Source organism: Methylobacillus sp. DLP286 (assembly GCF_056636515.1).
The window spans coordinates 1030143-1043378 of record NZ_CM153145.1; the positions used below are offsets into that span (position 1 = coordinate 1030143).

Annotated in this window: 15 protein-coding genes; 1 reads left to right on the plus strand and 14 read right to left on the minus strand. The window is 57.9% G+C overall.

The window, feature by feature from the left end; translation table 11 throughout:
- Position 1: 1 nt before the first annotated feature.
- The 14 genes from ACWXTG_RS04990 to ACWXTG_RS05055 form a co-directional block, all read right to left on the minus strand.
- A complete protein-coding gene (locus tag ACWXTG_RS04990) occupies positions 2–904 on the minus strand; it encodes a type II secretion system F family protein (RefSeq protein WP_480220923.1) in 903 nt (300 codons plus the stop codon).
- A gap of 8 nt (positions 905–912) precedes the next feature.
- The gene (locus ACWXTG_RS04995) at positions 913–1824 is read right to left on the minus strand and encodes a type II secretion system F family protein (protein ID WP_480220924.1); all 912 of its coding nucleotides are present in this window, start codon (positions 1822–1824) and stop codon (positions 913–915) included.
- An 8-nt stretch (positions 1825–1832) separates the two neighbouring features.
- Entirely contained in the window at positions 1833–3086 is a 1254-nt protein-coding gene (locus ACWXTG_RS05000) for a TadA family conjugal transfer-associated ATPase (RefSeq protein WP_309565460.1), read from the minus strand.
- Complete coding sequence (locus tag ACWXTG_RS05005) at positions 3083–4339, minus strand: CpaE/TadZ family protein (RefSeq protein WP_480220925.1); 1257 nt, start codon at positions 4337–4339, stop codon at positions 3083–3085. The genes ACWXTG_RS05000 and ACWXTG_RS05005 overlap by 4 nt, the downstream gene beginning before the upstream one ends.
- Positions 4339–5700, minus strand: coding sequence for a type II and III secretion system protein family protein (locus tag ACWXTG_RS05010; RefSeq protein ID WP_480220926.1), 1362 nt, complete (start codon positions 5698–5700; stop codon positions 4339–4341). Before ACWXTG_RS05010 ends, ACWXTG_RS05005 begins: the two co-directional genes overlap by 1 nt.
- The gene (gene cpaB, locus ACWXTG_RS05015; RefSeq protein ID WP_480220927.1) at positions 5701–6600 is read right to left on the minus strand and encodes a Flp pilus assembly protein CpaB; all 900 of its coding nucleotides are present in this window, start codon (positions 6598–6600) and stop codon (positions 5701–5703) included.
- Positions 6601–6641: 41 nt separating this feature from the next.
- Positions 6642–7127 carry a TadE/TadG family type IV pilus assembly protein gene (locus ACWXTG_RS05020; protein ID WP_480220928.1) on the minus strand — a complete coding sequence of 162 codons (486 nt, stop codon included), beginning with the start codon at positions 7125–7127 and terminating at the stop codon, positions 6642–6644.
- On the minus strand, positions 7124–7621 hold the full coding sequence (locus ACWXTG_RS05025; protein WP_480220929.1) for an A24 family peptidase: 498 nt from the start codon (positions 7619–7621) through the stop codon (positions 7124–7126). Before ACWXTG_RS05025 ends, ACWXTG_RS05020 begins: the two co-directional genes overlap by 4 nt.
- Positions 7622–7630: 9 nt before the next feature.
- Positions 7631–7825 (minus strand): Flp family type IVb pilin, encoded by a 195-nt coding sequence (locus tag ACWXTG_RS05030; RefSeq protein ID WP_480220930.1) that lies wholly within the window; start codon positions 7823–7825, stop codon positions 7631–7633.
- A 224-nt stretch (positions 7826–8049) separates the two neighbouring features.
- On the minus strand, positions 8050–8427 hold the full coding sequence (locus ACWXTG_RS05035; protein WP_480220931.1) for a 4a-hydroxytetrahydrobiopterin dehydratase: 378 nt from the start codon (positions 8425–8427) through the stop codon (positions 8050–8052).
- Positions 8428–8437: 10 nt separating this feature from the next.
- Positions 8438–9067 carry an amino acid kinase family protein gene (locus tag ACWXTG_RS05040; protein ID WP_309565468.1) on the minus strand — a complete coding sequence of 210 codons (630 nt, stop codon included), beginning with the start codon at positions 9065–9067 and terminating at the stop codon, positions 8438–8440.
- A complete protein-coding gene (gene pabB, locus ACWXTG_RS05045; protein ID WP_309565469.1) occupies positions 9054–10436 on the minus strand; it encodes an aminodeoxychorismate synthase component I in 1383 nt (460 codons plus the stop codon). The genes ACWXTG_RS05040 and pabB overlap by 14 nt, the downstream gene beginning before the upstream one ends.
- On the minus strand, positions 10430–11509 hold the full coding sequence (locus tag ACWXTG_RS05050) for a hydantoinase/oxoprolinase family protein (protein ID WP_480220932.1): 1080 nt from the start codon (positions 11507–11509) through the stop codon (positions 10430–10432). The genes pabB and ACWXTG_RS05050 overlap by 7 nt, the downstream gene beginning before the upstream one ends.
- On the minus strand, positions 11502–12476 hold the full coding sequence (locus tag ACWXTG_RS05055; RefSeq protein WP_480220933.1) for an ATP-grasp domain-containing protein: 975 nt from the start codon (positions 12474–12476) through the stop codon (positions 11502–11504). Before ACWXTG_RS05055 ends, ACWXTG_RS05050 begins: the two co-directional genes overlap by 8 nt.
- Positions 12477–12525: 49 nt before the next feature.
- Here ACWXTG_RS05055 and ACWXTG_RS05060 point away from each other — a divergent pair, with 49 nt between their 5' ends.
- Positions 12526–13230, plus strand: a complete 705-nt coding sequence (locus tag ACWXTG_RS05060) for a HisA/HisF-related TIM barrel protein (protein WP_407993588.1) — start codon at positions 12526–12528, stop codon at positions 13228–13230.
- Positions 13231–13236: the final 6 nt, after the last annotated feature.

The window sequence follows — 13236 nt, forward strand, 5'->3', positions numbered from 1 at the left end:
CCTACCCCTGTCCGCTCAATGCCTTGCCCAAACCAATGAAACCAGGACCGGCAATGAAGATCATCAACGCCGGAAACATGAAGAGCATCATCACGATCGTCATCTTGGCCGACAACTTGCTGACACGCTCACGCAACCGCGAAAACTGTCGCTCCTCAATCAGCGCGGCATAACGCATAATGGAGTCGCGCACGTTTCCTCCCTGCTGGGCTACTTGCTTCAGTATCGCCACCGTTTCGCTCAGTTCCGGGATATCCAGCATCTGGCTCATACTCATCAATGCCTCGCCCTGGTCCTGCCCCGCCCTGATCCTGGCCAGCACACGCTCGAGCTCCTGGGCCAGGTGAGGCATGATGTCGCCCGCCTGCTCCACCATGATGCGCAACGAATGCTCCAGGGAAAGGCCAGAGTCGAACAGCATGACCAGCATATGCAGGAAAGTGGTGATTTCCTTGCTGATCAGCTTGCGCCGGCGTACGGCAAGCCAACGCAACAGATATCGGATGCCGACAAAGAAAAAGGCAAACCCGAACAGGGCGAATGCCAGGCAGCGAAGCAGGTCCTGTCCTTGCACCAGGTTGATCAACAGCACGAGGGCCGCAGTCAGGATCGGCCCGAGGCGGATGACGGCGTTGAACACGATACGCGCCTTGCCCTTGTAACCGGCCTGCACCAGGAGCTTGAGAATTTCCCGGTCCTTGCTTGAAGGCAGGATGGAAAGCCGCTCGATAAAACGCTCGATACCGCGCTTGGGCGACGGCAGGTAGATTCCGCGCTTGCGGCCAAACACCTCGTCGAAACGGGCATGGGCGTCATGGCGGGCCCGCTTCGAGAATTCCGCGATCAGCAGCAGCACACTGCCCGCGAACAAACCCAACACACTGATCATCACCCAGGCGTTCACGATAGCCTCTAGATACTTTTCATCATGCGCCAGAAAATCAGGATGCCCACAGCCTGCATGATCAGCGCCGCCTTGAAGATCATTGCGCCGGACGGGTCGTTCAGCATCATGTCGATATAGCCGGGATTGGCTGCAAACATATAGGCGACGATCAACAAAGGCGTCAGCGACAGCACCCAGGCGGTAATCTTGGTTTCCCCCGTCATGGCCGCCAACTCGCGCTGCGCCTGTTCTTGCTGGCGTATCATCTGCACAATGCTCTTGAGCAGTTCCTGTGGCGAGCTCCCGTAATTGCTGCTGATGCGGATGGCCAAGGCAATCAGCCCGAGCTCCTTGATATGATGGAGTTCCGCAGCCTTTTGCATGGCGTCGGCGAAACTGGCGCCGAGGTCGGTCGCGCGCACCACCCGCTCCAGCACCGCGCGCAGTGGCATCTGCATATCCTCGGTCACGCCGCGTACGGCCCCCTCCACGCTCTTGCCTATGGAGAGCGCCCGTGAAACCTGATCGACGAACAGCGGGATTTGCGCCACGACCGCACGCTGGCGCCGCCGCAACCGGATATAGGGAATCACCACCAGCAAGAGGATGGTCAGCATCAAGACGCACAGCATGGCTTGCCACACCTGCATATAGGTATTGCCGAACGCAAACAGGATCAATAACGCGGCCGCGAATGCCGCGATATGCCAGGAAGCCAGCTCAAAGCCGTACACGACGGAGAAGCGCAGCTTGGCGCGCGATATCCAGCTTTCATCGCGCCCGGGCAGCAGGCTTTCTATCTTGCCGAAATACGGCAAGGCCTGCTCGAAATTGACCCGCGCCTTCGCCTGGACCTGCTGCTGCTTGCTTGCGGACCATAACAACAGGCCCAGCACCAGCAACATGATGCAAAACGACAGCAATATCCATCTATTCATGACTCCTCCTAACTGAAGGCAAGCGCGCCGCGGAGCTTGGGGTTGCTGGGAGTGACCGGCAGGCTGGCAAACTGCTCCAGCTCCAGGTTGTAGCTGAACAATTCGTTGGTGACGAAACGCTCGTCGCGGAGTCCCACCACTTCGACAATCGAAGTGATGCGACGTCTGCCGTCCGGCATGCGGGTGACCTGCACGATCAGCTCGATCGCTGCTGCAATCATCTTGCGCAAGGTGGCCTCGGCCCCCTGGAATCCGGCCAGCCCCGCCAGGGTCTCCAGGCGCAGCAAGGCATCGGTCGGGTTATTGGCATGCACGGTGCTCATGCAGCCCTCGTGGCCGGTGTTCATGGCCTGCAGCATATCCATCACCTCCCTGCTGCGCACCTCGCCCAGGATGATGCGGTCCGGCCGCATGCGCAGGGCGTTGCGCACCAGGTCGTGCGCGGACACCTCCCCCACCCCGTCGAGATTGTGCGGGCGGGTTTCCAGGCGCACCACATGGTCATGCTCCAGCCTCAGCTCGGCCGCGTCCTCGATGGTGACGATGCGCTCGCCGGAGGGAATGGAACGGCTCATGAAATTAAGCATGGTGGTCTTACCGGCGCCCGTGCCGCCGCTGATGATGGTATTGACGCGGCGCTGGGCGGCATTGGTCAGGAAACTCAGCATTTGCGAGTTCAAGGTGCCGTAGGCCAGAAGGTCGTTGCCGAGGATGGGCGTCTTGCGGAACTTGCGGATGGACATGCAAGGCCCGTTCAAGGCCAACGGCGGGATAATCACATTCAAACGGCTGCCGTCCGGCAGGCGCGCGTCCACGGTTGGGCTGGCCTCGTCCACCCGGCGGCCCAACGGGGAAAGGATGCGGCGTATCACGCGCAGCACATGCTCGTCGTCGATGAAGCGCAACTGGCTCTTTTCGAGCTTGCCCTTGCGCTCGACGAAAATATCCCGGGCGCCGTTGACGAGGATGTCGTTGATGCTGTCGTCCTTGATCAGCGTTTCCAGCGGGCCGAATCCCGCCAGCTCATCGACCATTTCCTCAGTGAGCTTTTCCAGGTCGTAGGCGCTCACCACCAGCTGTTTCTCGGCCACATAGCGGTAGACCTTGCTATTGACGTAAGTGAACATCTGCTGGCGCGACATGTTGGTCAAGTCGGCCCGGTCCTGCTCGATCTCCGCGATCAGATAGCTGTGCAGCAGGAGCTTGGTATCTTGCGACTGCTCCGCCGCCTTGAGGTCGAACCGATATTCAGAGAGCCTCATGATAGCAACTTGGATCTCGAGAGATGCCAATGGCTGAACAAGCGCTGCAAACTAGCAGCCAAACCCGGCTTGCGGGGTAACTTTTCCCTGCTGTCCTGCAGGATTTGCGCAATCTCGCGTATCTTGACGGCATACAGGCTCTTGGGGCTCAACTCCAATATGCTGTCGCCGGTATTGACCGAAGAAAGGCGGATCATGCCTGCAGGAGGCAGCATGCCCAACAGCGGCAAATCGAATGAACTGGCAATGTTGTCGGCATCCGGCAGCAGGCGTGGAAGGTAATGATCCAGCACCAGGCCGGTGTTCTGCAGTTCCAGGTTCTGCGCGCGCAAGGCGCGCAATAACTCATAATTGCGCTTGCAACTCGGCACGCTCTGCTCAGCCACGAGGATGGTGCGGTCCACCGCGGATAGCAGCAATTGCAGGAAATCCACGCGCGTCACACCGCCGAGGTTGATCACCACCTGCGAGAAGTGCTTCCTCAATGTGCGCAATACCGTATAGATATCCGCAGGGGAAATCTCGAAATCATCTTCCGGATCGTCCGGCATGGAGAGCACGGTCAACCCGGACCCGTGCCGGGCAAACCCGGTGTCGATCAGGGTTGCATCCACTCTTGCCAGGTTGCGCATCACATCCACAAAACTATATTTCCCCTGCACGCCCATGAACAACAGGCTGTCCGCATGCGGGATGCCCAAGTCGACCAGCAGCGTCGATTCCGTTTCCTGCATCGCCTGGGCCAAATGGATCGCCAGCATGGCCGAATCAGGGCTGGGCCGCGCATTGATGATGGCCGTAATCCGGCCCGATGCCTGTTGCGGGGCCGATTGCTCGCGCCGGATGGCATTGCGCAAGCTATACCGCCCCAGGATAGCAAGGAGCTCGTTTTCCTTGCTGCCGATGCGAATGAAATCCCTGGCCCCGGCGCGCATGATCGTCAACAGCAATTGCTCATCCGTCGTATCCGCCAGGGCAAGCACCGGCAGATCGGGCCGGGTGGAACTGATCTCCTCGATGAAGGCGACCTCTTGCAGGAATGCCGGCGACAACGCCACTTCCTGCCGGAAATCCTGCGAGCGCATATGCAGCAGCACGGCATTGATATCGACGGCATCGACCAATTGCATCACCTTGCGGGTATCCTGTTCTTCCACGAAGATGAACTTGCTGGAATGGTCGGAGATATTCCTGAGCCAGCGTATGCATTCGTCACCATTGCTGACCACAATGTAGTTCCGGCTATCGTGCATTAGCGTGACATCCCTGTTGAGCTTGGTTTCGGATAGGCGTCACGCGAGAGGAAAAACTCGCTGAATGACGGTTTGTAGTGCCTGAGTTCGTCCCCCGGTAACGCCGGCAGTGCGGCGTTGCGCGCAATCGGGCGCACCAGGCGGGGCGTCACGACCATCAGCAACTCCTTGTCCTCGCGGTCGAAACGCTTGGAGCTGAAAAAAGCCCCGATAATCGGGATATTGCCCAGCCAGGGCATCTTGTCTATGTTGTTGACGGTATTGCGGCTCACCATGCCGCTGATCACGAAGCTCTCGCCGTTGCCCAGCGATACGCTGGTCTCCGTGCGCCTGACCTTGAGGCCGGGCACCGCCACGCCGCCGGTCTGGACCGCATTGGCGAAATCCAGCTCGCTGACTTCCGGCGCTACCTTGAGGAAAATCCGCTCGCTGCTGAGGATGGTGGGCGTCAGCATCAGCCTGACGCCGTATTCCTTGTAACGGATCGTGATGGCGCTATCAGACCCGCCGCCGGTACGGATCGGCACCGGGAACTCGCCCCCGGCGAGAAAGGTGGCGGTCTGGCCCGAGATGGCGGACAACGACGGTTCGGCAAGGGTGTAAGCAAAACCGTTGGTTTCGAGTATGCTCAAGCTACCTAGCAAACCAGAACCATGATTGCCGAATACCACATTGAATGCATTCAGGATGGGCAAGAACCCAGAACCGCTGGTAAAGTTGAAACCGTCTCCGCCATTCTCTACCCCGGAAAAGCTGCTGGGAGGCGCCACAACACCAAAGTCTTCATGACTGCGGCTGTTGTTCCGCCCGAGAAGGAAGCCAAAGCGCATCGCATTCTGCCTGCTGACCTCCACCACCTTGATGTCGATCTGCACATGGCTTTCGAACTCGCTGCTTGCTACATCCAGCGCCCCCTTGCGGTCTTTCTGCAAGGATTCCAGTGCCCTGGCATGCTCTTCGAGCGACCGCGCCTCTCCGGTGAGGGCGACGCCGTTTCCCGCAGCCTCGATATGCAAATCCTCCACATCAGCCGCCTTCAAGCCCTGGTTCTCAAGCGCCAGCGAAGGCGACACGCTGACTTGCAACACCCGGCTGGGCTGGGCCGCCTGGCTGTCCCACAGGCTGATTTCAGTGGCGCCGACTGCCTTGGGCACGATCATCATGGTCTTCGGGCTGGTCAGCGTGACCGCCAGCACTGCCGGGTTGGCCACGGCGACGCGCTGCAACGCAACCGTGTGCTCGTACAACTTTTGCTGCCCCATGCCGACCAGAATTTCCTCGGCCCAGGCCCCTTGCCCGAGCGAGAACAAGCCCGCCCCTATCATGCAGGCCAATTTTCCCCGTGAATTGAATGCAGCCATTTATTGTCCTTTGAAACTGATCGTTTCCGTCTTGTCGCCGGAGTGGACAATGACGTTGACTACCCCGGCTTGTTTCTTTGCTGGCAATGCTTTTACAGGCCTGGGCACGGCAGGAACCCTGGTTTGTTGCTGCAACCCGGTAATCTCCGACAACCGTACCAAATCGCTGGATTTGCTTGGTGAATCAGGGCTGGCGCCACGCAGGGACAGGCGCAAAGTGCCGCCGCTGGCCGCCAGCATCAGGCGGGAGACATCCTCTTCCTTGACGGCGATGACAGCAGAATGTCCGCTCAACGCTTGCTGCTTACCGGTACCACTATTGTCGGCAAGTAGCGAAGCAGGCCCGGGGGAGACACTTGAGGAGGAGACATTCTGCTGCAGAGCTTCGCCGTAACTGATCACGCGCACATCCTTGAGGATGGACTGCGCGAAGCTATCCGTGGTCATGCCGTTGCTGCTATTGACATACACCAGTACGTCGACATGGTCGCCAGGCTGGATAAACCCGCCTACGCCGACGACTTCGTCGACCTTGATGGCAACGCCGCGCTCGCCATGCTTGAGCAATTGCGCGGCCGGGCCTCGCTGCGCGAAGTGGGTGGACAGCACAGGCGCATCTTTCTCCACGCTGCTTTCCACCATGCGCCCGACCAAGTCTGCAGTAGCGGTGAAAGCCAATGGGTTCTGGCTTTCACTCTCTTCCAGCGCCAGATCCTCCGACAGCAATACATGCCCGGCCGGGATATCCTGGCGTGCAACCACTTGGGAGTAGCGCACCGCTGGCGCTGGAGCCGGCGCATGCACCTCGGGCTGACGACCCGCCCTGATGCCATACCAGCCTATCAATACCGCCCCGATGAATAGAAGGATTGCTGTAATCCTTAATGCATTTCCGCTCATTATTATGATGTTCCGCTGTTGTAATCAGCGGTAATGCCAGGTCAGACGAGATTTATCCTGGCATTACCTTGTAAATCCAGTGGCATGGGCAGCATGGGCCCATAGCCGGGAATGGTCAGGATGGGGATGACCGGGTTGTCGTTGTAATTGGAATACACCACCCGCACGGTCAAGCTGCCGCCGGCCACATCCACCACCACCTTGCTGTTGCCGGGGCCCAGAACGTGCTCCCGCACGCTCTCCGGCAGCCAGGTCAACGCATTGCCTACCGTATGCCTGACGCGCGAGGCAATACCTTCATTGGCATACTGGGCACTGCTGCTATAAGCCATCGGATCCACGGCGATGGCCGCCCGCGCGCCTTCCGATGCGGCAAAGACGAAAGACGACTGCAGCAGGAACAGGATGGCGTACGTCACCAATGCATAGAACAAGGTGAAGAACAGCATGAACAACAGGGCGAACTCGATCGCCGCAGCGCCGGATTGCCGATGCCTGGATATACGCCTACTTGATATGTGCTTCATAGATGCCATGATTCCATCCCCCATACTTCCGGAAACAGGATGACAACGCCCATCGCCAATGCCAGCGCAGCACCGAACGGGATATAACGCCGCTTGTTGCTTTCCCTGCTCACCGACACCCAGCCTGAAGTACTCAATTGCGGGCTCAACTGCCACCAGATCACCAATGCCGCCAGCACGCCCAGCGATGCCAGCACGAAACTCGCCACCACCACCTTCACGCCGCACAGCACGGCAATCGCCGCCAGCAGCTTCACGTCCCCGCCGCCCAATGTTTTGGTGGCATATCCGGGAATCGTCAGAAGAAAAGAAACGACCAAGCCCCAAAAGGCAGAGGATATGGGCTGGCCGTAGTAGAAAACCTCTCCTGTTACTACCATATAGATACAGCCAATAACGAATGCCCCCAAACTTAGAAAATTCGGGATTCTCCGATGAGCCAAATCAAAAAAAGCAATGAATAAAGCCCATGCAATAAATATGAGAGCATCCATTGAAGTTACTCAAGTACCACCACCTGTAGTAGTCAATGCATTATCAATAGCAGTAAAAATTCCTTTTATTTTGTCCCCAATACCTGTCGTCATTGTTGCAATCACTAACGCAACCATTGCTACAATCAGCGCATACTCAATCGCGCTTGCACCCTCTTCATCCAGGTAAAGATTCACCAGCCACTGTTTCATCGTTGCAAACATGTTTGTCTCCTTCTCGACTACTCGTTCAAGTTATGCCGGGCGATTTTCAATCGCATCTGAAGCACAGCATACACATTTTGATAAATACAGTAAATATGAAAAATATGATAATTACAATTTATCTATCGGCAACACTCCTGGTTTCTTTAAGGGCTGGGCAAAAAAAACGGCCAGGATAAACATCCTGGCCGTCTTATATATGCGTGGAGACTGGAAACTAAGTATCAGTCGTCGTACTTGATGTATTTGAAGCGGGCATCGTCATTAGGAGTGCCTTCCAGCGCGCCTTGTTCCTTGGCCGGCTGCCACTGGATCACGGATTCTATCTTATGCGCCAGTTCCCAGTCCTTGTCGGTAATGCCCTTGGCGCTATGGGTGCATAGCTTGACGATGACGAACGCATAAGACACCGTCAGGTCGGGATGATGCCAGGCCGCTTCGGCAAGATGCCCGACGGTATTGACCACCATCAGGGTCGCCTTCCAGCCGCTGGTCTTGTATTTGCGGCGTATCCAGCCATCCTCGTAATACCAGTGCGGCAACTCCGCCGCAATCCTGGCCTGGATTTCCGCTTCGCTGTAAGTACGTTCCGTTTCGCTCATATTGCCTCCTTCAATTCCAGGAACAACGCACCGGCAAGCCTACCCGCGTCAGTTCCTCTTCGCTAAAGCCGTCGTTGAATGCCACGCAATCCTGGCGCCCGACCACCCAGGTGTTGAACGCCCGCCCGGCAATGTGGTCGCCGAAGGCGTCGTCGACGAACCCTTCCTTGGTCAGCTTTTCCAGCGAAACCTGCTGGTCCGCGTCAGGACGCGAGGATTTTACGAGAATCAGGTGTTCGGCATTGAGCTTGGCAGCAAGATAGGCAGCCAAGCTGTCGGAAGTAATTCCCCAATTCATGGGAATGGTCTCATCGGCACAGATCATGTCGCTGGGCAGCCAGACGATACCGCGGTGCTGCCAGCCGCGTTCGGCGATTTCCAGCTCGCTCTTGGCGGTGACCAAACGCGGGCTCAAGCCGGTCATCAGGACCCCATATTGGTCCATCGCCATGACCGCCATGCGGTGCGCGGTCGCGTCATCGATGCCGCTGCTGATCTGGGCATCGCGCACAGCATCGGCAAAAATACCTCCTCCGGGCACGATCAGCACCTTGCCGTCCCCATGGCGCGCCACGACATCCAGCCAGAGATTGAGCTCGGACGAGCCTAGAAGACTGCCTCCCAGTTTAATTACCCACATCTTGGTCACCCCGAAAATGTTCAACGAGTTTTAGCATGGTTGATGCCTTGTCCCAGGTTTCGCGATATTCTTTATCCGCTTCCGAATCCGCTACGATACCACCTCCAGCCCAGAAGCGGATTTCCCCGTGCGAATAAACCGCCGTGCGGATCGCAATATTGGTATCCATATTGCCGTCAAACCCGATGTAACCGATGGCGCCACAATAGACACCACGCCGATGCGGCTCCAGCTCCTCGATGATTTCCATGGCCCTGAGCTTGGGCGCGCCGGTAATGGAGCCTCCTGGGAATGCGCCGCGCAGCAGGTCGACCGCCTCATATTGGTCAGCCAGCTTTCCCGTCACGGTGCTGACCAGATGGTGCACGTTGGCATAGCTTTCGAGCACAAACAGGCGGTCGGCCCTGACGGAACCGGTGGCGCAGCTCTTGCCGATATCGTTGCGCAACAAATCGACGATCATGAGATTCTCAGCCCTGTCCTTGAGGCTGCTTTTCAGGTCATCCGCCTGGCGTGCGTCTTCGCCGGCATCGGCTGACCGTGGACGGGTGCCCTTGATCGGACGGGTTTCGACATGGCGTCCACTTACCTGGAGGAAACGCTCAGGTGAATCAGACAACACCTGCACCCCGGGCAGGTTCATGAAGGCCATGAAAGGCGCCGGGCCTATGCCGCGCAAATATTGATAAGCGTGCCACGCGTCGCCGCTGGCATCAGCACTGAAGCGCTGCGCCAGGTTCACCTGGTAGCAATCGCCCTCGTGGATATAGCGCTGGATGCGCTCAAACGCATGCTGATAACCGGCAGCATCAAAATTGGAACGTACTGGCGTATTGACGGCGAACCCAGCATTCTGCCGCCTGGCATCCTCTTCAAACGATGCACATAACGATTCCCAGCCGGCTTTGCGCTCTTCGGCTATCGCGCAACACACCAGCCAGGTTTGCTGCTTGCGGTGATCAACGATGACGGCCCAATCGTAAATGCCCACCATCAGTTCAGGAATATTTTCGCCATCGTGGGCCCGGCTGGGCAAGGATTCAATACTGCGCGCCAGGTCATAGCCGAAATAGCCGACTGCACCGCCGGTAAACGGCAAGTCCGACTGCAAGCGCGGATATTGCCGCAACGCCTGCTTCAGCAATAGAAATGGGTCTTCATGGGATTCGTGTGCGCCCTCCCGGTCATGTACCTCGGTCGTACCGCCACGCGTGATGAACGTCATGACAGGATCGGCCACCATGATGTCATAGCGCCCGTACTCGTTGCCGGGACGCCCGCTATCCAGGTAAATGGCCCAAGGCCGTTGCGCTATTCTCGCGAACAAGGAGGAACTGTCAGCCAGGTAGGGAAGCTCTCGCCTCAGCATAACGACTCCGCTCCCGTTGCAGGAATGCCCAAATTGGCGACGGCATAAGCAGGCAGGCAAATGCCTGCCCAATTCCTGACTGGATCCGACTCAGCCTTCAACAAGGAACTGACCGCGATGAACTCATGGCCTAGCTGCTGCGCCAGCTCGCGCACAAGGAATGTCCCGGCCCCTGCGCCGATGAACGGTGTTCCTGGCCGAATCAAATTACGGGAAAGATTGCGCAAGGTCGCGTGACGCAATAAAGTCAGTTGCTGCTGCTTGAACGCCTGCGCCAAATGCACCCAGGCCGCCTTGTCGGCATCGCCGGCATCCCGCCCCACCATTCTTGCGAGACGCCTGCTGGTTTCCTCGATGCTCTTGCCAGCGCCATCCGCCGTCGCCGCCATATCCTCTGCCGCCTCCAACTCGCCGGTCAGCCGGTAGACATCGGCCGTTGTCGCAAAATGCTCGGCCGCCACATTGTGCCATTGCCCGGCAAAAGGAATGCGGGAAGCCAATGCCATGAGGGAGGTACGCGCCACGCCAGTGTAGACCAGTTCCTCATACTGCATGCGTTCTGCATCGGTCCGCCCGAGGTTGGCGGGACAGCCATCCTGAAGCAAGACAAAATCCGCCGTGGTGCTGCCGATATCGATGAACAAGCCCTGCTTCAGCTTGCGCGCTACAAAAGCTGCGCTTGCCAGCCAATTGGCCGATGCAATGGCATTGGCGTTGGCCTGTACCTGCTCAAACGGCACAAAGCCGTTGGCGCCGGCAAAAAACAACACATCCTCGTCCAGCCTGGCACGTATCCGTGACGCAATTTCCCATACGCCGCTGGGCCGGTCTGGAAAAATATCGGCCAGCTCCCCGGTCATCGTCACGCTATGATTGGTGCCAGGAGGCACGCTCAATTGGGCAAATGCCAGCGCCAACGCGGCATCCAACTGATCGAGGCCTTGCCATAAAGGACATGGAACCTGCACTACCTTGACGGCAACGCCATCCGCGCGCACCAGGGCCGCTTTCAGATTGGCACCACCAATGTCCCAACCGAGATAATATTGGGCAGAAGGGGTTGTTTCAGTCATTCAGATTGATTTCAATTCGGTTGCGCTGCAATCCAGCCGGCAGCTTGAAGGCCTCATTATAAAACAAGTCCAACAGCAACCGCGCCGGGTTATAGTGGATCGCAGCGTGAAGCCCGGCAAAAGAAGTGGTCAGGCGCGGATTCACCTCCAGGACATGCAACCGGCGATCGTTGCCGATGATCAAGTCCACGCCCACATAACCGAACAAACCCGGCATGGCCGCGGCAACCTGGCGGGCAAGCCGGTCAAAACTTGCCCAATGCCCGGCAGCGCCGTTCACGATGCCGCCGCGATAACATATTCTGTCCTGCTCAAACTCAATCAATTGCTGATTGCATGTCAATAACCAGGCCTCCCCGTCACGGCAGAGCATGGTCAGGCTGGCCGGCTGCCCTTGCACATAAGGCTGCACGATATGATCCGCCGGCGCATGCCGCAGCCAATGTTCCAACGCATGTACATCCCGGAAATATCTGGCGCCCTCGCAGCTCACGCCATCATCCGGTTTGGTCACCCAGGCACTTCCTGAACCAGGACGATGCGGAACCCGCATGGTTTCCACGACAGGCACACCAGCAGAATGCAATTGTTGGTAGGTCAGCCACTTGCTGCCGGCCACCCTGACCGACTCGCCCGCGCTTGAAAGCAACGCCTTGCCGGAGGCCTCGGCCAATTCCGTCAATTGCAATAAAGCGCCGGCACTTTCCGGTGCTACCAGCCATACCAGGTCTGCCTCGGCAATCAGTGACGTCCACACTTGCCAGGGCACATCATCCTCATTCAACACATGACACCGTGATACATGCTCCGGCAACGGCAAGCGCGCATCGTGCGCCGAAAGGATTTCCACACCAGGAACGCCACTCATGGCACCCAGCATGGCATCCCGCATCAGGAGAGCCTCCTGCGCCAGCGATGCTGGAATGGGCTCGCGGTATAATCCTCCCGCTGTGAGATATTCACACACCAGGATACGCCTTGCAGCCGGTGATTGGGACAAAGAAAAAGGAGCGCTTGTGCAAGTCATACCCGTGATTGATCTGATGAATGGCGCCGTGGTCCATGCACGCAAGGGCGACCGCGCGCATTACCAGCCGATTGTTTCCAATCTTTGCCACGGCAGCGAAGCTTCGGAGATTGTTCAAGCATTGCTGGGATTATACCCATTCCCTATCCTCTACATTGCCGATTTGGACGCGATACAAGGCCGCGGCCACCATCGCAACCTAATCGACACATTGCTTTCCCAACATCCCGACCTAGAAATCTGGATTGATGCAGGCATCAGCTCCGTCGCGGATATCCAGCATTGGAAGCATGCCCGCCTGCGTCCGGTGCTTGGCACTGAAAGCATTCCTGACCTAGCCACTTGGCACCAGCTTGCCCAGGCATGTGCGAGCCGGCATATCCTGTCGCTGGACTTCACCGCGGCCGGGTATCAAGGGCCTCCCGAGCTATTGCACAACAGTACGTCATGGCCCCAGGACGTGATCGTCATGAGCCTGCCGCACGTCGGCAGCCACAATGGCCCTGACATGGACAAACTGACTCGCTTCCACTCCCGGTATCCCGGGCACTGCATCTATGCTGCCGGCGGCATTCGCCACTTGGGCGATTTGCAATTACTGGGTGGAAAAGGCATCAAGGGCGCACTGATCGCCAGCGCGTTGCACAACGGTAGCCTGGATAAAAGCGCATTGCGCACCTTGCTCGCTTCATAAAGCAAA